Annotated in this window: 31 protein-coding genes and 1 pseudogene; 17 read left to right on the top strand and 15 right to left on the bottom strand. The window is 72.4% G+C overall.

Features of this window, described 5'->3' with window-relative positions; translation table 11 throughout:
• Positions 1-43 precede the first annotated feature (43 nt).
• Both OG373_RS39025 and OG373_RS39020 read right to left on the bottom strand, forming a co-directional pair.
• Complete coding sequence (locus tag OG373_RS39025; protein WP_405443607.1) at positions 44-400, bottom strand: hypothetical protein; 357 nt, start codon at positions 398-400, stop codon at positions 44-46.
• A gap of 86 nt (positions 401-486) precedes the next feature.
• Positions 487-930: a MarR family winged helix-turn-helix transcriptional regulator gene (locus OG373_RS39020; protein WP_405443605.1), complete on the bottom strand. Its 444-nt coding sequence runs from the start codon at positions 928-930 to the stop codon at positions 487-489.
• Positions 931-1038: 108 nt separating this feature from the next.
• Here OG373_RS39020 and OG373_RS39015 point away from each other — a divergent pair, with 108 nt between their 5' ends.
• Positions 1039-1431, top strand: a complete 393-nt coding sequence (locus OG373_RS39015; RefSeq protein ID WP_405443604.1) for a nuclear transport factor 2 family protein — start codon at positions 1039-1041, stop codon at positions 1429-1431.
• A 7-nt stretch (positions 1432-1438) separates the two neighbouring features.
• On the opposite strand, the gene OG373_RS39010 is transcribed toward OG373_RS39015, so the two are convergent.
• Both OG373_RS39010 and OG373_RS39005 read right to left on the bottom strand, forming a co-directional pair.
• Entirely contained in the window at positions 1439-1825 is a 387-nt protein-coding gene (locus OG373_RS39010) for a VOC family protein (protein ID WP_405443603.1), read from the bottom strand.
• A gap of 14 nt (positions 1826-1839) precedes the next feature.
• Complete coding sequence (locus tag OG373_RS39005; RefSeq protein WP_405443601.1) at positions 1840-3036, bottom strand: FUSC family protein; 1197 nt, start codon at positions 3034-3036, stop codon at positions 1840-1842.
• A gap of 161 nt (positions 3037-3197) precedes the next feature.
• On the opposite strand from OG373_RS39005, the gene OG373_RS39000 reads away from it, so the two are divergent.
• A complete protein-coding gene (locus OG373_RS39000; RefSeq protein WP_405443599.1) occupies positions 3198-3383 on the top strand; it encodes a hypothetical protein in 186 nt (61 codons plus the stop codon).
• Positions 3384-3429: 46 nt separating this feature from the next.
• Here the strand turns inward: OG373_RS39000 and OG373_RS38995 are convergent, their stop codons facing one another.
• Positions 3430-3798 carry a hypothetical protein gene (locus OG373_RS38995; protein WP_405443597.1) on the bottom strand — a complete coding sequence of 123 codons (369 nt, stop codon included), beginning with the start codon at positions 3796-3798 and terminating at the stop codon, positions 3430-3432.
• 190 nt (positions 3799-3988) lie between these two features.
• Here OG373_RS38995 and rox point away from each other — a divergent pair, with 190 nt between their 5' ends.
• The 5 genes from rox to OG373_RS38970 all read left to right on the top strand — a co-directional run bounded on the left by rox (position 3989) and on the right by OG373_RS38970 (position 7751).
• Positions 3989-5434: a rifampin monooxygenase gene (gene rox / locus OG373_RS38990; RefSeq protein WP_405444359.1), complete on the top strand. Its 1446-nt coding sequence runs from the start codon at positions 3989-3991 to the stop codon at positions 5432-5434.
• Positions 5435-5624: 190 nt separating this feature from the next.
• Positions 5625-6020, top strand: coding sequence for a hypothetical protein (locus OG373_RS38985; protein ID WP_405443595.1), 396 nt, complete (start codon positions 5625-5627; stop codon positions 6018-6020).
• A gap of 121 nt (positions 6021-6141) precedes the next feature.
• The gene (locus tag OG373_RS38980; RefSeq protein WP_397731811.1) at positions 6142-6501 is read left to right on the top strand and encodes a PRC-barrel domain-containing protein; all 360 of its coding nucleotides are present in this window, start codon (positions 6142-6144) and stop codon (positions 6499-6501) included.
• A 49-nt stretch (positions 6502-6550) separates the two neighbouring features.
• A complete protein-coding gene (locus OG373_RS38975) occupies positions 6551-6814 on the top strand; it encodes a hypothetical protein (RefSeq protein WP_405443594.1) in 264 nt (87 codons plus the stop codon).
• A gap of 46 nt (positions 6815-6860) precedes the next feature.
• A complete protein-coding gene (locus tag OG373_RS38970; protein WP_405443593.1) occupies positions 6861-7751 on the top strand; it encodes an oxygenase MpaB family protein in 891 nt (296 codons plus the stop codon).
• A gap of 20 nt (positions 7752-7771) precedes the next feature.
• On the opposite strand, the gene OG373_RS38965 is transcribed toward OG373_RS38970, so the two are convergent.
• The 4 genes from OG373_RS38965 to OG373_RS38950 all read right to left on the bottom strand — a co-directional run bounded on the left by OG373_RS38965 (position 7772) and on the right by OG373_RS38950 (position 10029).
• Positions 7772-8080 carry a hypothetical protein gene (locus OG373_RS38965; RefSeq protein ID WP_405443591.1) on the bottom strand — a complete coding sequence of 103 codons (309 nt, stop codon included), beginning with the start codon at positions 8078-8080 and terminating at the stop codon, positions 7772-7774.
• Positions 8081-8134: 54 nt separating this feature from the next.
• Positions 8135-8623 carry an SRPBCC domain-containing protein gene (locus OG373_RS38960; protein ID WP_405443589.1) on the bottom strand — a complete coding sequence of 163 codons (489 nt, stop codon included), beginning with the start codon at positions 8621-8623 and terminating at the stop codon, positions 8135-8137.
• Positions 8620-8955 carry an ArsR/SmtB family transcription factor gene (locus OG373_RS38955; RefSeq protein ID WP_405443588.1) on the bottom strand — a complete coding sequence of 112 codons (336 nt, stop codon included), beginning with the start codon at positions 8953-8955 and terminating at the stop codon, positions 8620-8622. Before OG373_RS38955 ends, OG373_RS38960 begins: the two co-directional genes overlap by 4 nt.
• Before the next feature lie 228 nt (positions 8956-9183).
• Positions 9184-10029, bottom strand: coding sequence for a class I SAM-dependent methyltransferase (locus tag OG373_RS38950; RefSeq protein WP_405443587.1), 846 nt, complete (start codon positions 10027-10029; stop codon positions 9184-9186).
• A gap of 172 nt (positions 10030-10201) precedes the next feature.
• On the opposite strand from OG373_RS38950, the gene OG373_RS38945 reads away from it, so the two are divergent.
• From OG373_RS38945 to OG373_RS38920, 6 genes are all read left to right on the top strand, one after another.
• Positions 10202-10942, top strand: a complete 741-nt coding sequence (locus OG373_RS38945) for an ArsR/SmtB family transcription factor (RefSeq protein ID WP_397731799.1) — start codon at positions 10202-10204, stop codon at positions 10940-10942.
• A gap of 124 nt (positions 10943-11066) precedes the next feature.
• Positions 11067-12008, top strand: a complete 942-nt coding sequence (locus tag OG373_RS38940) for a DMT family transporter (protein ID WP_397731797.1) — start codon at positions 11067-11069, stop codon at positions 12006-12008.
• A gap of 33 nt (positions 12009-12041) precedes the next feature.
• Positions 12042-12971: a ketopantoate reductase family protein gene (locus OG373_RS38935; RefSeq protein WP_405443585.1), complete on the top strand. Its 930-nt coding sequence runs from the start codon at positions 12042-12044 to the stop codon at positions 12969-12971.
• A 139-nt stretch (positions 12972-13110) separates the two neighbouring features.
• On the top strand, positions 13111-13599 hold the full coding sequence (locus OG373_RS38930) for a hypothetical protein (protein ID WP_405443583.1): 489 nt from the start codon (positions 13111-13113) through the stop codon (positions 13597-13599).
• Between the two features lie 109 nt (positions 13600-13708).
• Positions 13709-14941 carry an FAD-dependent oxidoreductase gene (locus tag OG373_RS38925; RefSeq protein ID WP_405443581.1) on the top strand — a complete coding sequence of 411 codons (1233 nt, stop codon included), beginning with the start codon at positions 13709-13711 and terminating at the stop codon, positions 14939-14941.
• A 101-nt stretch (positions 14942-15042) separates the two neighbouring features.
• Positions 15043-16266, top strand: coding sequence for a cytochrome P450 (locus OG373_RS38920; RefSeq protein WP_405443579.1), 1224 nt, complete (start codon positions 15043-15045; stop codon positions 16264-16266).
• Positions 16267-16308: 42 nt separating this feature from the next.
• Here OG373_RS38920 and OG373_RS38915 read toward each other — a convergent pair whose 3' ends face one another.
• Both OG373_RS38915 and OG373_RS38910 read right to left on the bottom strand, forming a co-directional pair.
• Positions 16309-16989: a M15 family metallopeptidase gene (locus OG373_RS38915; RefSeq protein ID WP_405443577.1), complete on the bottom strand. Its 681-nt coding sequence runs from the start codon at positions 16987-16989 to the stop codon at positions 16309-16311.
• A 124-nt stretch (positions 16990-17113) separates the two neighbouring features.
• On the bottom strand, positions 17114-18349 hold the full coding sequence (locus OG373_RS38910; protein WP_405443575.1) for a PP2C family protein-serine/threonine phosphatase: 1236 nt from the start codon (positions 18347-18349) through the stop codon (positions 17114-17116).
• Positions 18350-18539: 190 nt separating this feature from the next.
• Here OG373_RS38910 and OG373_RS38905 point away from each other — a divergent pair, with 190 nt between their 5' ends.
• From OG373_RS38905 to OG373_RS38895, 3 genes are all read left to right on the top strand, one after another.
• Positions 18540-18953 (top strand): cytidine deaminase, encoded by a 414-nt coding sequence (locus OG373_RS38905; RefSeq protein WP_405443574.1) that lies wholly within the window; start codon positions 18540-18542, stop codon positions 18951-18953.
• Between the two features lie 150 nt (positions 18954-19103).
• A complete protein-coding gene (hemC, locus tag OG373_RS38900; protein ID WP_405443572.1) occupies positions 19104-20036 on the top strand; it encodes a hydroxymethylbilane synthase in 933 nt (310 codons plus the stop codon).
• A 427-nt stretch (positions 20037-20463) separates the two neighbouring features.
• The gene (locus OG373_RS38895; RefSeq protein ID WP_405443571.1) at positions 20464-21504 is read left to right on the top strand and encodes an AraC family transcriptional regulator ligand-binding domain-containing protein; all 1041 of its coding nucleotides are present in this window, start codon (positions 20464-20466) and stop codon (positions 21502-21504) included.
• Between the two features lie 12 nt (positions 21505-21516).
• Here the strand turns inward: OG373_RS38895 and OG373_RS38890 are convergent, their stop codons facing one another.
• The 4 genes and pseudogenes from OG373_RS38890 to OG373_RS38875 form a co-directional block, all read right to left on the bottom strand.
• Positions 21517-21735, bottom strand: a complete 219-nt coding sequence (locus OG373_RS38890) for a hypothetical protein (RefSeq protein ID WP_405443570.1) — start codon at positions 21733-21735, stop codon at positions 21517-21519.
• Between the two features lie 48 nt (positions 21736-21783).
• Positions 21784-22695 carry an SDR family oxidoreductase gene (locus OG373_RS38885; protein ID WP_405443568.1) on the bottom strand — a complete coding sequence of 304 codons (912 nt, stop codon included), beginning with the start codon at positions 22693-22695 and terminating at the stop codon, positions 21784-21786.
• The gene (locus OG373_RS38880) at positions 22692-23300 is read right to left on the bottom strand and encodes a TetR/AcrR family transcriptional regulator (RefSeq protein WP_405443566.1); all 609 of its coding nucleotides are present in this window, start codon (positions 23298-23300) and stop codon (positions 22692-22694) included. The genes OG373_RS38885 and OG373_RS38880 overlap by 4 nt, the downstream gene beginning before the upstream one ends.
• Positions 23301-23413: 113 nt before the next feature.
• Positions 23414-23569 (bottom strand): annotated as a pseudogene (locus tag OG373_RS38875) (SDR family oxidoreductase); the annotation flags it as partial.
• 180 nt (positions 23570-23749) lie between these two features.
• On the opposite strand from OG373_RS38875, the gene OG373_RS38870 reads away from it, so the two are divergent.
• Complete coding sequence (locus tag OG373_RS38870; protein WP_405443564.1) at positions 23750-24313, top strand: hypothetical protein; 564 nt, start codon at positions 23750-23752, stop codon at positions 24311-24313.
• Positions 24314-24382: the final 69 nt, after the last annotated feature.

Raw genomic sequence — 24382 nt, 5'->3', positions numbered from 1 at the left:
CAGCCCTGCCATCCCTGCCGGCCTGACGGGTCGGCCGCCGATGTCATCCCCCCAGGAGCGCCGAGGCGAACCACACGACCACCAGCGGCAGCATCGTGGCCACCGTGCCGAGCACGGCCCCGGTCCGCGCCCGGCGGCGGGCCGCTCCCCCGTCGTCCTGCGGGCCCCGCATGTGCCGCAGGTCGAGGAGACCGAAGACGACCGCCAGGATCCCGACGGGGATGACGAAGTAGACGGGGGCGAACCGGAGCCAGGCCGGGAGTCCGTCCGGCAGGAAGGGGCAGCCGATCATCGCGACGGCGGCGGCGCCCAGAACGAGAGGCACCCAGCCGCTCGGCCGCGGGCCCGGCTCCAGCTCCTGCTCCTGGCTCTCTTCCGTCTCCTGCTTCACAAAGCTCATGGCACGGAGGCTAGGCGGGCGGGAAGCTGTCGCGCCTGAGCGCAGATACTCAGATCTCCGTGAGCAACCGCACCGGGGCCCGACCGCTACGCGAAGGGCCCCTCCGTCATGAAGCGGCGCAGATGGCGGGCGAAGGTCTCGGCCTCGCCGGGGGGCCACGAGGCCAGGCTCGCGGTGATGCGGGCGGCCAGGCGCGCACGCAGCTCCGCCACGACGAGCTGTCCCTCACCGGTCAGGACGAGGAGGTGTGCGCGCCGGTCGGTGGGGTCCGGCTCGCGGCGGATCAGGCCGGCCGCCTCCAGCCGGGAGGCCCGGCGGGTCACGCCCGAACGGTCGACCCCCGCCACCTGAGCCAGGTCGGCCGCACTGCGCGGACCGGTCCGGGCCAGGGCGCTGAGCACGGGGTACGTCAGTTCGTCCACCGCCTCCCCCATGCCCTCCGTGAGCTGCTTGTGCAGGTGCGTGCGGGTCGTGCGCTTGAGCAGGATGCCCAGCGCGTCGGCGATCTCATGCCCGATCTCGTTGTCCACGAGAAAAGAATAGCGTGCGTTGCGCACGCATCGGTGTTACGGTGACGAAAGAGCGTGCGCAGCGCACGCATCCCCGGTCACATTCCTCCCGCACCGAAAGGCAGCCCCATGACTCGCACCGGTATCTCCGCCGCCCTCACCGACCTGCTCCTCAGCCGCGACCTCACCGTCGAGGAAGCCGCCGACCGCCACTTCGCGCCGGAATACCGCCAGCGCACCGACGGGGAGTGGGCCGACCGGGCGGGCTTCATCGAGCACATCACCCACCTGCGCGGCGTCGTCGACCACGGCAGCGTCCAGGTGCACGAGGAGCTCTACGAGGGCAGCAGGTACGCCGACCGGCACACCGTCCACGTCACGAAGACGGACGGTTCGACGGTGAGCATGGAGGTCTACCTGTTCGGCGAGTTCGCCGCCGACGGCCGCTTCAGCCGCATCGAGGAGACCACCCTGCTGCTCCGTGGCTCCGCCGCCGACCGCAACCTCGGCAGCGCCCGCTAGCGGGCGGTCAGGGGCGGAAGCGCAGGGGGTGGTCCGCGGGGACCTCCACCAGGGCGATGTGGACGCCGTCGGGGTCGGTGATCCACATTTCGATCAGGCCCCACGGTTCGCGGCGGGGAGGGCGCAGGACCTCCGCGTCCCGGCTGCGCAGGTCCTCGTACGCCGCGTGGACGTCCGCGACCTGGAGCCACAGCCGCAGCCCCGGTCCGGGCGGCTCTTCGGCGCGCCCCGACACCTCGAGGAAGCCGCCGCCGAGGAAGTAGACCGTGCCGCGCTCGGGGCCCGTGCCGAACTCGCGGTAGACCGCCAGCCCCAGGGTGTCGCCGTAGAAGGCGCGCGAACGTTCGGGGTCCGTCGGTCGCAGCAGCATCCTGCTGCCCAGTACGTGCACCATGGCTCCACCTTCCCTCACCCGGCGTCCTGCCGGGACCTCTTCAGCGGGTTCCAGCTCCTGCGCCGGGTGCGCGTGTGCCGGTCGAGTTCCTCCAGCAGGCGCTGGGAACGTTTGTCCACGCCCAGCTCGTCGAGGACCCGGTCGATCTCGGTGAGCAGCGCGCCGCGCAGCTGCCAGTGCGTCGGATCCTCGCGGGCGGAGGCCAGCAGCAGTTCCGCGAGCCGGTCGCGGTAGGTCCGGGCGACGGCGAGTTCCCCCGTCAGGCGGGCCTCCGCCTCCTCGGCATTGGCGCTGACCTGCGCGGTGATCAACTGGGCGAAGCTCTCCACCGCGATGGCCGTGTGGCGCCGCACCTGCCGCAGCGCGGCCGCCGTCGCCGGGTCGAACAGCGGGCCGTCGGGGCGGGCCTTGGCCAGGTCGGTCAGGGTCCGGGAGGCCACGCGGAGCACCACCGCGCAGATCTCCAGGGTGTCCAGGCCGGTGCGCAGCACCAGCCGGAAGAGCAGTCCCTCCTTGACGCGCGGGTTGAGCCGGAGGCTGTCCTCGGCCTGCCGGAGGGCGGCGTCGACCTGAGCGATGTCGTTGTCGAGGCGGCGCGCCTCGTGCAGCCGGGCCGCGGCCTGCTCGACCCGCGCCGGGCCGGCGGGGTCCTCGCCGAGGTGGTCGAGCAGCCGGCTCATGCGCCGGGCGAGGTCGGTGATCGCGGCGCCCGCGGGGCCGACCCAGAGCGGCGGTGCCAGAAGCAGGTTGACCAGCAGTCCGACCACCGCGCCGATGACCGTCTCCAGGACCCGGTCCCAGGCGGTGTCCGTGACCTGGGTGACGCCGAGGACGAGCATGGCGCTGATCGCGACCTCGGGGACGAACTCGTCCACGCGCACCAGGTGACCCACGACCAGGGAGGCGAGGATCAACAGGCCGAGGCTCCACCAGGTCAGACCCACCAGGGCGCTGAAGCCGATCGCGATCAGCACGCCGACGACCACCGAGTTCACCCGGCGGATGCTGGTGGTCAGCGTGGAGTACAGCGTGACCTGGACGACGAGCAGGGCCGTCAGCGGGGCGGTCAGTGGATTCGGCTCGCTGCTCAGGCGGAGCGCGACGACGTAGCTGATCACGGCCGCCGCGGTGGAACGCAGGGCCTGGACGGCGACCGGCTCGCGGCGACGGCGCACGAAACGGGTGGCGAGGCTACTGATCGTTTCCGTCATGCGGGGCGCCTTCCCGCTGCTGGGCCGGATGACGCATGGCGTGGCCTATGGGGTGCGAGCGCCTCAGGATGGGTCGTGAGAGGAGGGTGACCGGGCCGTTCGCGGGTAGGCGGAGGGTGTCCGGATCCCGTGTCCATCAGATCTGCGAGGGAGCGGCAGCCATGAGCGGTATGGAGAGCAAGCGTCAGAAGCCGGGTAAGGGTCGTGAGGAGCAGGCGCAGGAGCACCCCGGTCCGGACCCGGTCCACCCGGAGGCCAGCAAGCGGGTCAGCGGCAAGACCCCGGAGGAACTGAGGCGGCTGCAGGAGCGGAAGATGACCCGAACGGGCGACGACGACGCGGAGTAACGGCGTCCGGTCGTAGGCCGACCGAGCAGGGACCGTCGGCGGGGCTCTATTGACCCTCGTCGTAGGTCCCTGCCTCGATTTCCAGGGCGAGTTGCTGAAGGACCTCGATCGAGGAGATGTCCGTCCGCCCGCTGTCGTGCACCATCGCGAGGCTGGTGAACGCCAGGCTGAAGCCGGAGACCATGGTGTGCAGGGCCGGACCGAGCGCTTCCGCGACCAGCGCCGCCACCTGCTGCGGGGACGCGTCGGCCGGGACGCGGATCGACGGCAGCATCTCGTTCAGCAGCAGGGTGGCCACGCCGGCCGTCGGTTCCGGGCGCTCGGCCTCGTCCTCCCCGGCCTCGGCGGCCCGGCGGATGTCCTGGGCGTCGGTGAGGATGCCGACGACCCGCTTGAGTACCTCTGCGCGTTCCATCTGCGGAGCGTAGCCCCGCGCCCAAGGCCCGGGCGACAAAAAAGAAAGGGCAAGGAGGTAACTGCTCCTTGCCACTCTCAACATATAGCGCACCGGGGGCCTTGCGGCAAGGCCCCCGCCGTGCCGCACAATCTCCGTTCGAAGCCGGAACCTGACGAAATCAGGGATTCGCGGAGTATGGGGGATCTTGTTGATCGACGTGATGATCATCGGTGGCGGACCGACCGGACTGATGCTGGCCGCCGAGTTGAGACTGCACGGTGTGCGGACCCTCGTGCTGGAGAAGGAGGCGGAACCGGCCCGGTACGTCCGCGCGCTCGGCCTGCACGTGCGCAGCATCGAGGTGATGGCCCAACGCGGCCTGCTGGAAAGGTTCCTCGCGCACGGCAAACAGTACGAGGTGGGCGGCTTCTTCGCCGGCCTCGGCACCTCGTGGCCCGACGGGCTCGACACCGCCCACTCGTACGTCCTCGGTATCCCGCAGCCCGTCACCGATCGTCTGCTGGCCGAGCACGCCACCGAACTCGGCGCCGAGATCCGGCGCGGCTGCCGACTGGTCGGGTTGAGCCAGGACCAGGACGGGGTGACCGCCGTACTGGCCGACGGTACGCAGCTGCGCTCGCGCTATCTCGTCGGCTGCGACGGCGGTCGCAGTACGGTGCGCAAGCTGCTCGGCGTCGGTTTTCCCGGCGAGCCCACCCGGGTGGAGACGCTGCTGGGCGAGATGGAGCTGACCGCGGATCCGCGGACGCTGGCCGCCGTGATGGCGGAGGTGCGCACGACGCAGAAGCGGTTCGGCGCGGCGCCCTTCGGGGACGGGGTGTACCGCGTCGTCGTGCCGGCCGAGGGGGTGGCGCCGGACCGCGCGGTCCCGCCGACCTTCGAGGAGTTCAAGGAGCGGCTGCGGGCCGTCGCCGGCACCGACTTCGGCGTGCACTCACCGCGCTGGCTGTCGCGGTTCGGCGACGCCACCCGGCAGGCCGAGCGCTACCGGGTCGGCCGGGTGCTGCTGGCGGGCGACGCGGCGCACATCCATCCGCCGACCGGCGGACAGGGACTCAACCTCGGCATCCAGGACGCCTTCAACCTCGGCTGGAAACTGGCCGCCGAGGTGCGCGGCTGGGCTCCGGAGGGTCTGCTGGACAGCTACGAGGCCGAACGGCACGCGGTGGCGGCCGACGTGCTGGACAACACCCGCGCGCAGATGGAGCTGATGTCCACGGAGCCCGGCGCGCAGGCGGTGCGCCGACTGCTGTCCGAGCTGATGGACTTCGAGAACGTGAACCGGTACCTGATCGAGAAGATCACCGCCATCGGGGTGCGCTACGACGTCGGCGAGGGCCACAAACTGCTCGGCCGGCGGATGCGGGACATCGCGCTGGAGCGGGGTCGGCTCTACGAGCTGATGCACGGCGGCCGCGGGCTGCTGCTGGACCGGACCGGCCGGCTCTCGGTGGCGGGCTGGGCGGACCGCGTCGACCACGTCGTCGATGTCGTCGACGCCGGCGAGAAGCGGGAGGAACAGGATGTGCCCGCCGTGCTGTTGCGGCCGGACGGGCACGTGGTGTGGGTCGGCGACGACCAGCGGGATCTGCTCGGCCGGCTGCCCGAGTGGTTCGGCGCGCCCACCGCCTGAGCGGGCCCGGGAACACCGCGCAGGATCTGCATAGGCCGCTTCCGCTTCCTCACCGTTCGGTAACGCTTGGTCAGGCACGTATGCCGCATCAGCCGTTCTGTGCCGTTTTGGTGTCCGAGGCTGCCGCTAGGTTCTGATCCACAGCGGCGACTTCCAGCCATCACGTGGGGATTTTCTCCTTGGGGAAGCAGTGAACCTTCGAAAGAGCTCGGGCACCCGCCGGCAGGGCCACCGGCCGCGGCCGGTGCGGCGGCTGCCGGTCGGCTGGTCCGTCACTCTTGCCTTCGATCTGCTGGCCACTCTGCTGACCTGCCTCGGCCTGTGCGCCGTCGGCCTCCTGCTGCCCGGGATCACGGAGGACTACGGGCCCGCCACGGTGCCCACGTCGAAGAAGGCGCTCGCCGTCTTCGCGGCCGCCCTCGCACTGATCTCGTCCCTGGCCGTGACGGCGACCCTGCTCGCACGGGCCAGGACCGATCGCTCCCGCCGCCGCGCCCTGTGGCTCTCGGCCTGCCGGCTCGCGCTGCTGGTTCTCGCCGCGGCGGCCTTCGTCGCGTACGGCGTCTTCGGGATCGAACTTGTCTGACCGCCCTACGTGCCGTCAGCCCGGGCCGCCCCGAAGGCAGTCGCGGGCGGATGTGTAGCCGGGAGACCGCGGGGCAGGCGCGCCGTGACGGACACGGATCGACGAAGGGAGCTGTTCCCTCATGTCAGAGAACTTCTGGGCCTACCGCCTCACCGTTGGCCGCCTCGCGGACGTGGACCTGTCCGGCTACAAGGTGGAGGCGACCGACGGCACCGTCGGGAAGGTCGACAAGCACTCCGACGAGGCCGGATCCGCCTACCTGGTCGTGGACACCGGCCCGTGGATCTTCGGCAAGGAGGTCCTTCTCCCCGCGGGTACCGTCACCGGTATCGATGTGGAGGAAAAGAGCATCCGGGTCGCGCTGACCAAGGAACAGATCAAGAACGCCCCCGAGTTCGTGCGGGACGTGCACCTGCAGGACGCCGACTACCGCGAGGCCCTCGGCGGCTACTACGGGTTCTTCCCGCCCCGGTGGCTGTGATCCACGGCCGCCAATAAACGGTGCGAAATCGCGCAGTATTGATGCAACTATGGTGCACCTCTTCATCGACAGGAAGGGCTTCGCCATGGATCGGCTTCCCCCTCACCCCGACAGCGAGCGGTACTCCGTCACCCTGTGCCCTCCGGCCGTCACCATCGTCTCCGAGCTGACCGCCGCGACCGGCGTCAGCAAGTCCGACGTGATCAACCGGGCGGTGCTCCTGCTCGGGTTCATCGAGCGCGAACGCGCCAAGGGCAACGACCTGATGGTCCGCGACGCGTCCGGCGCCCTGGAACGCATCCACATCATCTGAACGCCGCCTCCTGCGCCGTGCGCCCGGAGCGGCACATACTGGGCGCATGGCAAGGGCGACGACAACCGTCCAGCGGATCAGACGTCACGCCGGGGAAGTGGTCTTCCTGCGCGTGGCCGGACCCGACGGGCCCGGGAACAGGGCGCGGATCCACACGACCCCCGGACCTCGCTGGTTCGGGCCGCAGCGGCCGGTCCGGCGGGTGCACGGGGACGCGTCGATGTTCATCGGGGGGCTGGCCGCCCTGCTGCTCCAGTCCCTGCATCCCCTCGCGATGGCCGCCGTGGCCGCGCACTCGGGCTACCGGGGCGACCCGTGGGGCCGGCTGCACCGGACCAGCACCTTCCTGGCCGTCACCACCTTCGGTACCAGCGCCGATGCCGAGGCGGCCGTGGCCCGCGTGCGCGAGGTGCACGGCCGCATCCGGGGCCGGACGGCCGACGGCGTGCCGTACCGGGCCGACGATCCGGAGCTGCTGACCTGGGTGCACATCGCCGAGGCGGACTGCTTCCTGCGGGCCCACCAGCGGTACGGCAGACGCCCGTTGGACTCCGCGGGCTGTGATGCGTACCTCGCCGACACGGCGCGCGTGGCCCGTGCGCTGGGCGCGGACCGGGCGCCGGAGAGCGTGCGGGAACTGACCCTGCTGATGGCGCGGTACCGGCCCGGCCTGCGTTCGACGGCGGCCTCCCGGGACACCGCCCGGTTCCTGCTGACCGATCCCCCGCTGCCGGGTGCCGCCCGGTGGCCGTACGCACTGCTGGCGGCGGCAGCGGTGGATCTGCTGCCGCCCTGGGCGAGGGCGGCCGTGACCGCCGATGCCTCCGTCGCCGCCCGGATCCCGCCCGTTGCCGCACGCGCCGGTGGCCACGCCGTGACGCGGGCGATCCGCTGGGCGCTGCCTCCGGCGCCTCCGTCTCCGCCTCCGTCGGACTGAAGCCGGGGCGGCTCAGCCGGTCAGTACTCCTCGTCGGGGTACCCCCAGCGGATCTCCGGCCGGGCGGCCGCCGCCACTTCGGCGACCGTCGCCGCGAAGAGCCCCTCGAAGTGCGGTTGCCACAGGTAGAAGCGGGAGATGCCGAGCGGGAAGTCGGAGTCCCCGGAGACGAAGTAGGCGCCGTCGTCGTCCACGGCCACCCCGATGGTGACCTGGTTGGCTATGTCCTCCTCATCCATCAACTGCTGCAGGGCGCGCACGATTTCCCAGGCCTGCGGTTCGCCGGCGACCCCGGTGACGGTGAATGCAAGATCGATGTTCACTGACATGCCGGAAGGATAGGCGGGGCCACTGACAGCGCCGACAGCCCCCCGCCGCGCTCCTCAGAGTTGTTCGACCACACGGATCAGGGCGTCCATGACGTGGGTCCGCCAGCCGCTTCCCACGACCCTCCGGGCCATCATCTGCAGGTCGTCGTCCGGGTCGAAGCCCTCATGGACGAGGAAGAGCCGGGTCCCGCGGCCTTCCGGTTCGAGGGTCCACGTGATGGTCCAGTCGGCGCGGTTCGCGTCGGAGGCGTCCTGGCAGCGGACGGCCAGCATGCGGCCCGGGTCGAAGGCGAGGACCTCCGCCGCCGTCGTTCCGGAGAAACCGGTGTGAGGACGGGGCGCGGCGGTCATCGTGTAGCGGTGGCCGACCTCCAGGCGGAAGTCGCAGGGCATGAGCCACTGGGCGATCAGATCGGGCTCGGTCAGGGCCCGCCAGACCTTGGCGGGCGGGTGAGGCAGGAACTGGTCGACCCGGACGGTCGTCAGGTCCTCCTGCGCATCGTCGAATGCGGGCGGGGGCCGGTGCGGGGGTTCCTGGGTCATGTCTCATCGTCGGGCATGCTGTCGAGGAGTCGGCCGAGGTCCTTCAGCCTGCCGCGCCAGTACCGCTCGTACGGATGCAGCCAGTCCTGGACATCGACCAGGGGCGCGGCCTCGAGCCGGTAGATGCGCTGCCGACCGGCCCGTCCCTCGGATACGAGCCCGGCTTCCCTGAGCACCTTGAGGTGCTCCGAGAGGCTGGGGCGGCGCATGTCGAAATGGTCGGCGAGGGCCTGCACGGGCTGCGGGCCGCGCTCGCGCAGCAGGCGCAGCACCTCACGGCAGGTGCCGTTGGCGAGCGCGGCGAACACGCGGTCCGAGTCGGCACCCGTCATGACCATGGGGCTAGAAGCCTTCCTTCTCCGTGAGCAGCATCAGGCTGTTGCCGTAGGGGTCCCGGAAACCGGCCATCCGCCCCCAGAGGGCATCGTCCGGGCCGGTCACCTTGACCTAGGTAGGAGATTCCCTACGCGTCAAACGTAGGAAATCTCCTACCTATGATGGGGTGGACCGAGCAGGCGCCGGGCGGGCCGGGCCACGGCTTCCGGGCTACGGCTTCCCGGCTACGGCCGGGTGGCGGTCACGAGGTAGTAGTCCAGGATCCGTTGCTCCCAGGCGGCCAGGAAGTTCCGGGGCCAGGTGCCCGGCTCCCACAGGCGGGCGAGCCAGCGGTCCCAGCCGGGCCACACCTGCGGGCCGATCGAGGCGACCCGGACGTCGGCGAAACCGGCTTCGGCCAGGGCGTCGGTCAGCCGGGACACGGGCCGGGCGATGTCCAGGCCGCTGGCGAACGAGTCGAGCAACCCGGCGAGCCGCTCCGCGGGCTCGGGCGCGCCGGCGACGCTGAAGAAACTGGTGACCGCGACCCGGCCGCCGGGTCGCAGGACTCGCGCCGCCTCCCGGGCGAAGGCGAACAGGTCCGGGAAGTGCTGGGCCGCCTCGACGCTGTAGAGACAGTCGAACTCCGCGTCGCCGAGCGGCAGATCCTCCGCAGCTCCGAGCAGGAAGCGCAGCCGGTGCGGCTCCGCCGCGAGGAGCGGTGAGTTCGCCTCGCGGGCCCGCCGGAGCTGCTGGGGGTGGATGTCCACGCCGGTGACGGCCGTGGGACCGTACTCCTCCAGCGCGAGGGCGCACCCCAGGCCGAGACCGCAGCCGACCTCGACGGCCCGGCCGCCCCCGGGCACCGCAGCGTCGAGGACGTGGCGGTAGAGGTCCTGCTCACTACGGATCCGGTCGCCCTGCGACAGGGGCCCTTCGAGATCGACCGCCTTCCAGTAGCCGAAGTTGATGAACCCTCCGGCGAACACCGGAACGGCGCTGAGATCGGCCGGCCCGTACGTCTCCCAGACCTCGGGCCGTACGACCGGAGCGGGCCGCGACGGCCGCTCCGCAGGGTCACGCGACGACACCACCCCACCACCTCCCCGTGACGGGGGCGTTCTGCCCCGAAGAACCCAGTGTGGCCGGTGGACCCCCGGTCGCGACAGAGGGCCCGCCTCCTCCCGGCCACGCACATGGATACGAGCCGTCCCCCACAGGGACTATTCGCTGTTTGCCGAAACGATGGGGCATCCTGGACCTATGAACGAGATGCATCCCGGGCCTGCGTCGCCCTCGTGCGGACCGGCCCCCGCAGCCCTCCTGGCCGCCTTCGCCGCCGCCCTGGCCGACGAGACGCGGGCCGCGATCTGTATGACGCTGCTGGAGGGGCGCGCCTGGACCGCGGGCGAACTGGCCCGCATCACCTCGGTGGCGCCCTCCACCATCAGCGGCCATCTGACCCGACTGCTCGACGCGGGCATCTGCGTGACCGAGCGGCAGGGCCGCCACAGTTACGTGCGCATCGCCGACGGAGCGACCGCGCGGCTGCTCGACGATCTCGCCTCGCACGCGATTCCGGACCGGGACGCGGCGCACGCCGTGCCCGTGGTCGCCGCACCGGACCCGCTGGCCCGCGCCCGTACCTGCTACGACCACTTCGCCGGGCGGCTCGGCATGGCGGTGACCGACGCGATGGAGCGCCGCGGGCTGCTGCGCACGGAGGACGTGTTCGAACTGACGGAGGCCGGCCGCGACTGGTGCGCCGAGGCCGGCATCGGCCTCGGCGACGAGGGGCGCAGGAGGCTGGCCAGTTCCTGCCTGGACTGGACCGAGCGGCGCCGCCACCTGGGCGGGCTCGCCGGGGCGCGCCTGTGCGCCCGGGCGTTGGAGGAGCAGTGGGTCGTGCGCCCGGCGGGCGGCGGCCGGGCGCTGGAGGTGACCGATGCCGGGGAGCGCGCCTTCGACGAGCTGCTGGGGCTCACGGCGGACGCGTGGAGCTGAGGCGCAGCACCGGGACGCGGAGCGGAGCCGGGGAGCCGAGCCGCCGAGCCCTGACGGAGCGATCCCGGCTGCATCCGTCAATAATTCGGTCGACACCGAAATGTTGCGCCCGTAGGGTGGGTTCATGACGTTCCGCTCGAGTCCGATCCCGCCCGGCGTCCTCACGGTCGGCGCCGTCACCTTCACGGTGTTCGCCTGGGCCTCCGCCTTCGTTTCCATCCGCAGCGCGGGAGCCGCGTACTCGCCCGGCGCCCTGGCCCTCGGCCGGTTGCTGGCCGCCTCGCTGGTGCTCGTCGTCCTGGTCCTGGTACGCCGTCAGGGACTGCCGCCCCGCGAGGCCCGGCGAGGGATCCTGGTGTCCGGTGTGGTGTGGTTCTGCGGCTACACGATCGCGCTGAACTGGGGTGAACGGCTGGTGGACGCGGGCACGGCGTCGCTGCTCGTGAACACCGGGCCCATCCTCATGGCGCTCCTCGCGGCCCGCCTCCTCGGCGAGGCCCTGCCCCCACGCCTTCTCGTGGGCATGGCCGTCTCCTTCGCCGGAGCGGTGGTGGTGGGTCTGTCCATGTCTTCCGGGGACGGCGGCTCCACCTCGTTGCTCGGGGTCGTGCTCTGCCTGCTGGCAGCGGTGGCCTACGCAACCGGCGTCATCGCCCAGAAGCCGGCGCTCTCCTACGGCACGCCCCTGCAGGTCACCACCTACGCCTGCCTGACGGGAACCGTGGTCTGCCTGCCCTTCACGGGTCAGCTGCTCGCGGAACTGCCCGACGCACCAGTGTCCGCGACCCTGAACATGATCTACCTGGGCGTGGTGCCGACCGCCCTCGCCTTCACCACGTGGACCTACGCCCTGGCACGCATGCCCGCCGGCAAGCTGGGCGCGACCACGTACGCCGTCCCCGCCATCGTCGTCCTGCTCAGCTGGACCCTCCTCGGTGAGGTACCCGCCTGGCTGACCCTGCTCGGCGGGGTGCTCTGCCTGGCGGGGGTGGCGGTCTCCCGGTACGCGCCGCGCTCGCCGCGCACCCCCGCCGAGGACAGCCCCCTCGGCGCGGGCCGTACCTGATCCCCCGTCACTCCCCCGAAAGGCAAGCAACCCATGAGGATCCTCACGGTCGGCGCCGGCGCCGTCGGCGGCTTCTTCGGCGCCCGGCTCGCGAACGCGGGCCAGGACGTCTCCTTCCTGGTCCGGCCGGCCCGCGCGAAGGCCCTCGAAGCCCGCGGCCTGCGCGTGGCGGGCCAGGGCGAGCAGCTCCGCCTCACGCCGCGCCTGGTGACGGCGGACGCGGTGGGCGGACCGTACGACCTGGTCCTGCTCTCCGTGAAGGCGACCGCCCTGCACACGGCCCTGGCGGACATCGAACCCGCCGTCGGCCCGGATACCGCCGTCGTCCCCCTGCTCAACGGTGTGGCCCACCTCGACACGCTCGTCGCGCGCCTCGGGGCCGACGCGGTCCTCGGCGGTGTCGCGAAGGTGGTCACCACGCTGAGCGAGGACGGCGACATCCTCCGCATGGCGCCGCCCGCGGTCATCCTGACCGGCGAGCTCGACGCCCGTCCGTCGGCCCGCGTGGACTCGATCCGTACCGTCCTGGCCGAGGCGGGCATCGACTCGCCGGCGGCCGAGGACATCGTCGCCGCCATGTGGCACAAGTGGGCCTTCATCTCCACCCTCGTCGCCCTGACCTGTCTGATGCGCGGCACCGTCGGAGAGGTGAACGCCGTTGCGGGCGGGCCCGATCTGGCGGCGGCCCTGATCGCCGAGACGACGGCGGTGGCGGACGCCGCGGGCCATCCGGTGACCGGCGCCGAGCTCGCCTTCACCACTTCGACGGTCACGGCCCCCGGCTCCCCGCTCACCCCGTCCCTGTACCGCGACCTCGTCGCGGGGGCTCCGACGGAGGCCGACCACGTCCTGACCGACCTCACCGTCCGCGCCCGCGCGCTGGGGGTGGCCACTCCCCTGCTGGACCTCGCAGCCCTCCAGCTGCGCGTGCACGAGCACCGGCTCGCCGCGGCAGGCGCCTGAGGTCGTGGCCGCGCGGAGCAGCCGCCCGGAGCAGCTGCCCGGAGCAGCCGCACGCCTCACCCGGATGCCCGGTCCACTGGGCATCCGGGCCGGGGCGCCTTTGACTGGGGGTCCGGAGGTTCCGAACACCCGTGGAGGCATGGTGACGACGTTCGCGTTGATGCGTGGTGCGGCAGGTGTGGTGGCTCTCTCGCTGGTGGCGCTCGGCGCCGCGGGGTGCTCGGACGGCGAAGGCACCCCGTCCGAGGCCGTGTCGAGCGCCGCGTCGGCGGTGCAGTCGGCGGGCGAGGCGGTCTCGTCGGCCGCGGCCGAGGCCAAGCGGGCCGCCGAGTCGGCGGCCGCGGTGGCGCAGGACAAGCTCGCCGAGGTGAAGGACGGGGTCGACGCCAAGGGCCACGGTACGGACGGGTACACGACGGTGCCCGTGACCGTACAGAACACCGACGACGGGACGAAGTCCTTCGCGGTGCAGGTCGAGTTCAAGGACGAGTCGGGCAACCTCGTCGACACGGCGGTGGTCACGATCACGGACGTCGCCGGAAAGGGCACCGGCCAGGGCACGGCCCGCAGCACGCACAAGCTCTCCGGCACGGTGACGGCCCAGACCGGCACGGCCCTGCGCTACTGAATCCTCTCCGGGCCGGCCCGCCGCGCACCGTCACGCGCGTCGGCGGTGCGGGCGGGGTATACGTCCTCCGGGGCCTGCCTGCCCGATGCCTGTGAAGGGAGCGGTTGCCGTGGAACGAACCACCTGCTGTGTGGTGGGAGGAGGGCCCGCGGGAATGGTGCTGGCCCTGTTGCTGGCCCGGGCCGGGGTCGAGGTGACCGTACTGGAGAAGCACGGCGACTTCCTGCGCGACTTCCGCGGTGACACCGTGCACCCGTCCACCCTGTCGCTGCTCGACGCCATCGGCCTGGCCGACCGGTTCGCCCGGCTGCCGCAGCGACGGGTCACCTCGGTACAGCTGCCCATCGGGCCCGACCGGTCCCTCGTCACCGTCGGGAACATCGGGGCGCTGCCCGGGAAGTACAACTACATCGCGATGGTGCCGCAGTGGGACCTGCTCGGCCTGCTCGCCGACGAAGCGCGCCGGGAGCCTTCCTTCCGGTTGCGGATGAACACCGGGGCCACGTCCTTCCTGGTCGAGCGGGGCAGGGTCACGGGCGTGCGCTACCGCACCGCCGACGGTGACACCGGCGAGCTCAGGGCCTCGCTGACCGTGGCCTGCGACGGGCGCGGCTCGCTGGCCCGGGCTCTTCCCGAGCTCGGGCTGGAGGAATTCCCGTGCCCCATGGACGCCTGGTGGTTCCGGGTACCGCGCCGCGAGGAGGATCCCAGCGGGCTCGTGGGCGGTATCGGGGACCGGCTCTTCGTCGCGCTCATCGACCGCGGCGACTACTGGCAGTGCGCGGGGCTCATTCCCAAGGGCTCCGATGCGCGGCGCCGCGCCGAGGGCCTGGAGCCGTTCATGGACCGGTTCACGGAAGCCGTCCCGTGGCTCGCCGACCGGGCCGACGCCGTCACCTCGTGGGACGAGGTCAAACTGCTCGACGCACGGCTCGACCGGTTGCGCCGCTGGCACCGTCCGGGGCTGCTGTGCATCGGCGACGCCGCCCATGCGATGTCGCCGGTCTTCGGCATCGGCATCAACCTCGCCGTGCAGGACGCGGTGGCCGCGGCGCGCCATCTCGTGGGCCCGTTGCGCGAGGGCACTGTGGGCCTGCGCGACGTACGCCGGGTGCAGCTGCGGCGCATGCCCACGACGGTGGCGACCCAGGGCCTCCAGCGCGTCGCCCACGCCCAGGTCATCGAGCCGCTGCTGGCCGGCCGCGTCGCGTTCGGCGACCCCCGGCGGGCCAAGCGGCTGACCGAGCTGATCACCGAGTCGCGTTGGCTGAACCGGCTGCCCGCCTACTTCCTCGCCTACGGAGCCCTGCGCGAGCGGCCCCCGAAGGAATCGCTGCGCTGACCTCGCCGCACCGACCGGCATGGCCGGAAAGCGACGTATCGGGAGGGTTGGGCATATAACCTCACCCTGCAGAGCGAGGACGACGTGCTTCGGGAGGCACCATGAGCGAGCAGCCGCCGGCCCTTCTTCCCTACGCCGACCCGGCCTTCGTCGCGGACCCGTTCCCCCTGTACCGGCAACTGCGCGAGGAAGGCCCCGTGCGCCGCGTCGTCATCGCGGGCGGCCTGGACGCCTGGCTCGTCACCCGATACGAGGACGGACTCGCGGCCCTGTCCGACACCCGCCTGAGCAGCGACGTACGCGATGCCTCGGACGCCCGGATCCTGCGGCAACTGCCCGAAACGGAACGCGAGTCGATGCTGAGCAACATGCTCCGCAGCGATCCGCCCGACCACACCCGGCTGCGCCGCCTGGTCTCCAAGGCGTTCACCGCCCGCCGCGTGGCCGGGATGCGGCCGCGGATCCAGAGCATCACCGACCGGCTGCTGGACGACATCGCCCCGGCCGGGCGCGCCGACCTGGTGGCGGACTTCGCGCTGCCGCTGCCGGTCACGGTGATCAGCGAACTCCTCGGGGTTCCGGTGGACGACCGTCACGAGTTCCAGGACTGGACCGACCGCATGATCAGGCGGGGCGCGGAGCCGCCGGATCCCGCCGTGGTCAACGAGGCGTGGGAACACATGCGCGCCTACGTGACCGGGCTCATCCACGCCAAGCGGGCGCACCCCGGTGACGACCTCCTGAGCGGCCTCGTCACCGCCCGGGACGAGGAGCAGCGGCTGAGCGAGGACGAGCTGGTCGCCATGGTGTTCCTGCTGCTGGCGGCGGGCTACATCACCACGGTCAACCTGATCGGCGGGGGCATCGCCATGCTGCTCGCCGAGCCCGGCCAGCTCGACCTGCTGCGTTCCGAGCCCGGCCTGTTGCCGGGCGCGATCGAGGAGTTCCTGCGCTACGACGGCCCGGTCAGCCCGGGTATCGCCCGGTTCGCGCGCGAGGACGTCGAGATCGCCGGCGTGAGTGTGCCGCGCGGGGCGACCGTGCTGATCGGCTCGGCCGTCGCCGACCGCGATCCGGCCCGGTTCCCCGATCCGGACCGCCTGGACATCACCCGGCAGGACAATGCGCACCTCGCGTTCGGGCACGGCATCCACTACTGCCTGGGGGCTCCGCTGGCCCGGCTGGAGGGCCAGATCGCCATCGGTACGGCCCTGCGCCGGCTTCCCGGGCTCGCCCTCGCGGTGCCGCCGGACGGAATCCGCTGGCGACCCGGCGGGCTGCGCGGGCCGGAGAGCCTGCCGGTGACCTTCACTCCGGGCGGCTGAGCCCGGTACGGCGCGGCGCGGGCCCGGCCGCCCGGGCCGGTGTCAGCCGCCCTCCGCGGAGAAGTGCTGGTAGTCGGGTGGACTCCAGCGGCCGCCCCAGTACCAGCCGGCCTCCCGGAAGGCCCGGGTCACCACACCTTCCGGGGTGACCATCCCGGGGCGGGCGCGACCGCGGTCGAGGTAGGCGCGGCCGTTCGGGGGATGGCTGGTGCCCCGGACGTCGACGTACGGGTTCTCGACCGGGTTGATGTCGATGGCGTCGCCCCATGCGTGCCGGGACAGGCGGCTCGGGTCGCCGGTGACCGGTCGGCAGTTGAAGGCGGAGGTGTTGTCGTCGGCCATCGCCGCGGTGTCGCTGCCGCCGTACTCGGCGTTCACCTGCATGCGGCGGATCGGGAAGCGGGCGGCGAAGGCCGTACCGAAGACCCGCAGCACGGGGTCCACGACGTCCTCGTGGACGACCAGCTCGCCCCGGTGCACCTTGCCGTCGAAGCCCCAGTGGTTCATCGACACGAGCCTGAGCCGCTCCGGTGGCACCGGGCACCCCGGGCGGTAGGTGGCGCCCAGCTTCTCCGGGGGAACGGCAGTGACCTGCGCGGAGAGCGTCTTCACCGCGGGCTCGGGCAGCGCCTGGAGGCGAGATTCGGACTTCGCCGCTGTACATGACAACGCGGTCGCGCACAGGGAGGCTGCCAGGGCTGCGCGGGCGAGGCGATGGCTCACCGTTCCACCGTAGGCACGCCCGGCCCTCCGGGCATGCCGGATGCGATCCGGTACGGCTCCGCCGCCCGGGCGGCCCTGGACGACAGGACGGCCGGGGCCGCCCGGGCGGCGGGGCAGGCGGCCCTCAGAGCGGCCCGGCGGCGGCTTCGGGGTCCGCGGGCGGGCGGGGACGGGCCCGGGCGGCGAGCACGGCGACGTCGTCCTCCGCGTGGTCGGCGTCGAGGCCCGCCACCACGGCGTCCACCACCGCATTCACGTCGGCCCCCGGCGGCAGGCGCACTCCCGCCAGCCTGGCCAGCGAGACGTCGATGTCCTCGTCCCGGCGTTCCACGAGCCCGTCGGTGAACATCAGCAGGGTCTCCTGCGGGGTGATGGGACGCGTGACGGCCTCGTAGCCGCCGACCCCGGTGCCCAGGGGCGGGCCGACGGGGACGTCGACCAGGGTGGCCGAGCCGTCGGCCCCGAAGACCGCCGGAGGCAGGTGGCCGGCGCTGGCGAACATGGCGACCCCGCGTGCGGGATCGAGCCGTACGAGCAGGCAGGTCGCGGGCCGGCGGCTCTCGTCGCCGGCGGCCAGGGCGTCGAGCTGGCGCAGCACGCGGTGCGGGGCGAGGTCCGTCGACGCAACGTCCCGCAGGGTGGAGCGGTAGGCGTTCATGTCCACCGCCGCGTCGAGCCCGTGACCCATCACGTCTCCGACCACCAGGAGGGTACGGCCGTAGTGGAGGCGGACCGTCTCGAACCAGTCGCCCCCCACCAGGGCCCGGGGGCCGGCCGGCAGGTAGCGGCTGGCCATCTCCAGGTTGGGGTGCGGCCGGCCCGGTTCCGACACGATCGCCCGCTGCAGGTGCGACACGGTGTCCTCGGTGGCGGCCAGCTGCCGCGCGTGCCCGAGGTGCACCGCCGCCAGCCGGGCCGCGAAGCGGACGGTGGCCGCCTCGTGGTCACCGAACGCCGTCCGGGCCCGTACGGCGGTCAGCAGGCCGTGGTCCCGGTGCCGGTCCGGCAGCGGGAGGTAAAGGACGTGGACCGGGACGCCGCCGGCGACCGTCACCCACTCGGAGAGCGGGTGCCCGCCGTCGGTCGCCCGTACCGAGGGCGCAGCATCGGCCCCCGCCGCCAGGAGTCCCACGGCTCCTGCCGTTGCCACGCGGAGCGTGCCGCCGTCCTCGTCCAAGAGGTCCACGGCGACCGCGTCGCACACGTTCCGGAACAGGAATCCGGCCAGCTCCTGGCACGTGGTCACCGCGTCGAGGGTCGTGCCGATCTGCTCGACGGCGGCCTCGGTCGCCCGGACACGCGCCGACAGCCCCTCGTCCCCACCGACAGACCCGGTGGACCTCCCGTCACGCTGCGGCAACAGACCTCCTCGCCCCGACCCTCCGAAGCAGCCATTCCAGCAGGCCCCCTGGTCACGGGCACGCACACCGCGCCCCTGGGGTGCCCGGGGGCGCGGGCCGTCGTCGAGGGGCGGCCCACGGCCGATATTCGCTTGCACCCCCATCGTCGCTCGGGCCACCGTCGACCGACACCGCACGGAAGCAGAGAAGATGACCACGCATCCCCATCCGGTCGACCACGAGCTCATCGAAGCCGCGGCGCACGTCGCCCGCACGCGTTGCCGGAGCGACAACCACACGATGGCGGCGTCCGCCCGCGCCCACGACGGCCGGATCGTCACCGCGGTGAACGCCTACCACTTCACGGGAGGCCCCTGCGCCGAACTCGTCCTCATCGGCGCGGCAGCCGCCCAGGGCGTCCACGCGTTGGACACGATCGTCGCCGTGGGCGACCGCGACCGGGGTGTCGTGCCCCCCTGCGGGCGGTGCCGTCAGGTCCTTCTGGACTATTTCCCCGCCCTCAGGGTCATCGTCGGCGCGGGCGATCGCGTCCGGAGCGTCCCGATCGAAGACCTGCTTCCCGAGAGCTACGTCTGGGCCGACCACCAACTCGCCGACGAATAGACCCCGGTTCCTGCCCGCGGGCCCAGCGGCGATATCGCGCGGCGGCGCCGTCGAACACCTACGCGAGCCGTCAACTCCCTTGACTCGCACGGGTGATGGATGTGCGCTGCGGATGCCCGCCGTCGAGCTCCGAGGGCGTATCGTGCCCGCATGCCCGCTGATCCGATCCGTATCGTCTCCCGCGACTCGCCGATGGCCCTCGCCCAGGTGGAGCGCGTCCGCGCCGAGCTCGCCGCGCTCCACCCCGGGATCGAGACCACCGTCCTGCCGGTGAAGACCACCGGAGACATGTGGATGGGAGACCTCTCCCAGGTGGAGGGCAAGGGCGCGTTCACCAAGGAGGTCGACGCCGCGATCCTCGCCGGGGAGGCCGACCTCGCCGTGCACTGCGTCAAGGACGTCCCGGCCGACCGTCCGCTGCCCGCCGGGACCGTCTTCGCCGCGTTCCTGGAACGCGACGACATCCGCGACGCCCTGATCCACCCGGAGGGGCTCACGCTCGACCGGCTCCCGCCCGGCACCCGGATCGGGACCTCTTCCGTGCGCCGGATCGCCCAGCTCGCCGCCGCCCACCCGCACCTGGAGTGCGTACCGATGCGCGGAAACGCCAACAGGCGGCTGGAGAAGCTCGCCGCCGGTGAGGCGGACGCCCTCCTCCTGGCCGTCGCGGGCCTCCACCGCATCGGCCGCGCGGACGTCATCACGGAGATCATCCCGGTGGACACCCTGATGCCGCCCATCGGTGCCGGGGTCCTCGCGCTCCAGTGCCGCGAGGACGACGCCGTGCTCATCGACACCGTCAGCGCCCTCGGTCACCCCGACACGCACCGGGAGACGATCGCCGAGCGCATGCTCCTCCACGTGCTCCAAGGTCACTGCAACAGCCCGATCGCGGGGTACGCCCGGGCGGAACGCGGAGGGGATCTGTCCCTCCGCGCCTGTGTGTTCTCGCCGGACGGCAAGGTTGTCCTGAACGCCCACGAGTGGGCGGGCCGCCTCGACCCGGCCACCCTCGGCACGTCCGTTGCCGTCGCCCTCCTCCGGCAGGGTGCCCGAGAGCTGATCGACAGCATCCCGCACTGACCCCACCCCCGTGCGGGTCGGTGCGTCCCGGTGCCCCGACACCCCGCACTGCCCGGACCCCCGTCCAGGGCAGTGCGTTCGGCGAGGCGCCCGTGCTACCCGGCCGCGGGGACCAGAGCAGCCAGCGCGAAATCGTCTCGGGTCAGCTCCATGAGAACTCCTCGGTGGGCGCGGTGCGAAGCCGTGCGGCAGTACGAAGCCGTGCGGGGTGCGAAACCGTGCCGGGTGCAAAGCCGTGCGGCGGTGCGATGCGCCCGGCGAGAACGATCACCACGCTAGGGCCGCACAAACCGCCCGGCCCGGGGCAGCTCGCGCCAGCCAGGGGACCGTGCGCGCCACCGGGGGACTCCGCACGCCGAGTTGGGGACATCGGACGCCGAGCCACGCGGCCGAGCTGGTCATTCCTGCTGGTCTATGCTCAGCCCCTGTGATCTCGCACGCACACCAGGGGACTACCTCCTCCGCCCTCACCCGACTGAGCGTCAACGCGGCGCGCCGGTTCGGTATACCCGCGCACGGTTACGCGCACCTGCTGGGTCTGGCGCCCGAGCACCTCAACGACGACCTGTGCCGCACCCCCGCGGCCACGGGCATCCGCATCGCGGAACTGACGACCGTGCACGCTCCCTGGACGGAGCTGGCCCGGCAGTTGACGGAGCAGTCCACGATCGGCGCCCTCGGGGTCTGGGACTACCTGATCACCTCCGCGCCCACTCCGCTCGAGGGAATCCGGGACGCCGCCGCCTACATCGCCACGGTCGCCGACAGCAGCACGGACACCATGCGGATCACCGAGGACGGCGAACAGGTCGTCATCAGCCATGTCAACGAGGCGGATCTGACCTACGAGGCGGCCTGCGCCATCCGCGCCTACGCGCTCGGGCTGTACCAGCGGCGGCTCAGCGATGCCGCGCGGCGCCGGCTCGTTCCGCTGCGCGTCACCCTCGCGGCCAAGGCGCCCCCGCGGCACGAGGCCCTGATCGAGCTGTACGGCACCCGCGCCATCGACTTCGAGGCCCCGAGCAGCTCCCTCACCTTCCTCGCCGCCGACCTGACGGCGCCGACACCGCACGCGCAGCCCGGCCTGTCGACGGTGCTGCGCAGGCACGCCGAACAGACCCTCGCCACCGCGGTCCCGCTGCACAACTGGCTGGACCTCTTCCGGACCGCCCTGGCCTCCGTCCACGACGAGACCGTTCCGACCCTGCCCGCGGTGGCTCGCCGGATGGCCGTCAGTACGCGAACCCTCCAGCGCCGCCTCGACGAACACGACACCACATGGAGCAACGAGGTCGAGTCCGCGCGCCGCGACCACATCACACGGCTGCTCCACAGCACCGACCTCAGCATCGACGCGGTCGCCTCCCGAAGCGGCTACGCCGACGCGCGCGCCCTGCGCCGGGCGGTGCAGCGCTGGTACGGGACCACGCCCGCCGTCCTGCGCCGCACCGGCCGGCCGGCCGACTGACCCCGGTGCGCGCTACCACCGTGCGGGCCGGTCGCCGGTGTCGGCCGGTCTGCCGAGGCGGGACGCGATGCGGAACCGCATCTCCCCCGCGGCCCTGCGGACCTCCTCGGGCTGCTCGTCGCTTTCGAGAAACCCCAGGAGCACCATCAGGGCCCGCGCCTCGTCGCCGCTGATCAGCTTCAGCCGCTGTTCCGTCACACCGTCGAGCAACACGTCCAGTACATCGTCCATGCCCGTACCAACACCGGACGCCCCCGCGGGGTCACCGGTGCGGGGAGCTCAGAGCGGGTCGCCGAGGGGGCCGTACTCGGCCTCCAGGTTGCGGGCCCAGTGCGCGGCGAAGTCGGGGCGGCTGCCGTCGGCGTCCGTGAACCCGTACTCCTTGTGGAGATCCCAGGTGGCCAGTGCCCGGCCGGTCCTGGCAATGACGTCCGGGTCGGCCGCCAGCGCCACGACCGCGCGCCCGAGGTAGGCGGGGGTCTCGGAGTGGGCGAAGTTCGGGTCCCCGGCCGCGCCGTCACGCCAGTTGGCCTCGGTGACGCCGAAGTGCTCCAGCATCGCCTCCGACCGCAGGAACCCGGGTGTCAGTGCCACGGCCGCCACGCCGTGCGGCCGGAGTTCGGCGGCCTGCGCGACGGCGAGGCGGATGACGGCGGACTTCGCCATGTCGTAGAAGAAGGAGCCGCGGTACCGGGCGGTGTTGCCGTCGGTGACTTCCACGACCAGTCCGCTCCTGCGGGTGACCATCAGCGGAAGCGCGTACCGGCTGGTGATCACATGGGTCTCGACCGCCTGCCGCAGGAGGCGCAGGCCCTGGTCCAGGTCCTGCTCCCACAGGGGGTGCTCCCAGTCGGTGAGCGGATCGCCGCCCCAGACGGAGTTGACCAGGATGTCGAGCCGGCCGTCCTGTTCCGCCGCGATGCGCTCCACCAGGGCCCGGACCTCTTCCGGGTCGCTGTGGTCGGTGCGTACCGGGACGCCCAGGCCTCCGGCGGCGGTGACCTTCTCGGCGGTCTCCTCGATGGTCTCGGGGCGGTCGAGGTCGGAACGGCCCGCTCCGCTGCTGCGGCCGGTCACGTAGACCGTGGCGCCGGCTGCTCCGAGCTCGACGGCGATGCCGCGTCCCCCGCCCCGGGTACCGCCGGCGACCAGCGCGACCTTTCCGGCCAGCGGTGGTGTCGGTGTCGTCATGTCGTCTCCAGGTGGTGCGGCGGCTCGGGGCGGCGGGGAGTGGCGAGGTGCGGGGCCAGCACGGTGTCGAGTCCGTGCCGGACGCGTCGGTCGAGGGTGCCCCGGCGGTCGAGCGCCCAGGTGAGACCCGTACCGGAGGTGACGGCCAGTACGGTCGCGGTGAGCTCCTCGACGTCCGTCGTGGCAGCCAGCTCGCCCGCGGAAACGGCCTCCTCGAGCAGCGTCCCGACCGCCCTGCGCTGGGCCCGGTGCACGGCCAGCGCCCTTTCGTGGAGGTCCGGATCGGTGAGATCGGCGCAGAGGAAGGCCAGGTGATGGGCGAAGGTTTCAGGGGTGATCATCGGGGCCATCCACTGCGTGAACAGGGCGGCGAGGGCGCCCAGCGCCGAGCCCTGCTCGTCGCGGACCCGGTCGGGCAGCGCCTCGACGTCCCGGACGGACTGGTCGGCCAGTGCCAGGATCAGGCCGCGCTTGGATCCGAACCGCTGCACGAGTGTGCCGGGCACCAGGCCGACCCGGCGGGCGACCGCCGCCAGCGTCAGCCCGGAAGGGCCCACCTGTCCCATCACCTCGGCCGCCGCGCGCAGGATCACCGCGTCTTCCATACCTCGGGGACGTCCGGCCACCACCACTCCTCTTTAATAAATGCATGTTCATTTATTAAAGCATGTGCCGGGCCACCTCGGCGATCACGTCGAGCCCGGCGCCCGACTTCCCCTCAGGGAAGGATGGAGTCCACGTATCCCCCGTCCACCCGGAGCGCTCCGCCCGTGGTGGCCGAGGCGTACGGCGAGGCCAGGTAGACCACCATGTGGGCGATCTCTCCCGGTTCGATCAGCCGCTGGATCAGCGACTGGGGCCGGTGCGCGCGCATGCCGGAGAGGTCGATGAGCACGCCGATACCTGCCTCGTCTGCCGCCGTGCGGATGTCGGGTCCGTTGCCGTCCTGGTCACCGGTTCCCCGCGACAGCCGTTTCCTCACCCGGCGGTGTGCGGGCGGCGCGCTGCCCGCACCTGCGGGGCACAGGCACCGGCCGGCCCTACGGTGGACCGCATGGCCCCCGACGAGACGCACCCTGCCGGGTCACCCGGCGGCGCCACCCCCGGACCGGACCACGAGCAGGCCTTCGACCGCGATCCGCGGTTCGCCGCCGCGCGGCTGAAGGAGCGCCTGTACGCGACCATCGCCATGATCGCGGTGGTGATCGGGCTGGCGGGCTCCGAGCACATCGGCGCCACCGGCGCCGCCGCGACCGTGCTGACCGCCGCGGTGGGCCTGTGGCTCGCCGCGCTGGTCGCGGACCAGCAGGCCCACCGTGTCGTCCACGGCCGCCTGGCCACCGGCCACGAGCTGCGCCGCATGCTGTCGGTCAGCAGCCCGCTGCTGCTGTCCGCCGTGGGACCCCTGGTCCTGATCGCCGCGGCGGCGCTCGGGCTGATGACGGTGGACACGGCCCTGCTGGTCTCGGCCGGGGTGAGCATCGCCGGGCTGTTCTCCTGGGGCTGGTACGGCGGTATCCGCATGGGCGGGGGTACGGGCCTGGCCCTGCTGGCCGGGACCCTGGACGCGGCCATCGGCACCGCGGTCGCCCTGGTGAAGGCGGCCGCGGGACACTGATCCTGCCGTGCGGGCGCGCGAACCCCGGTCGCGCCGTAGCGTGGAAGCATCAGAGGCACTCCGCGGTGA

It is taken from the genome of Streptomyces avidinii (genome assembly GCF_045161815.1).
Lineage (GTDB): Bacteria > Actinomycetota > Actinomycetes > Streptomycetales > Streptomycetaceae > Streptomyces > Streptomyces avidinii.
This window is presented reverse-complemented; position numbering and strand designations above follow the sequence as displayed.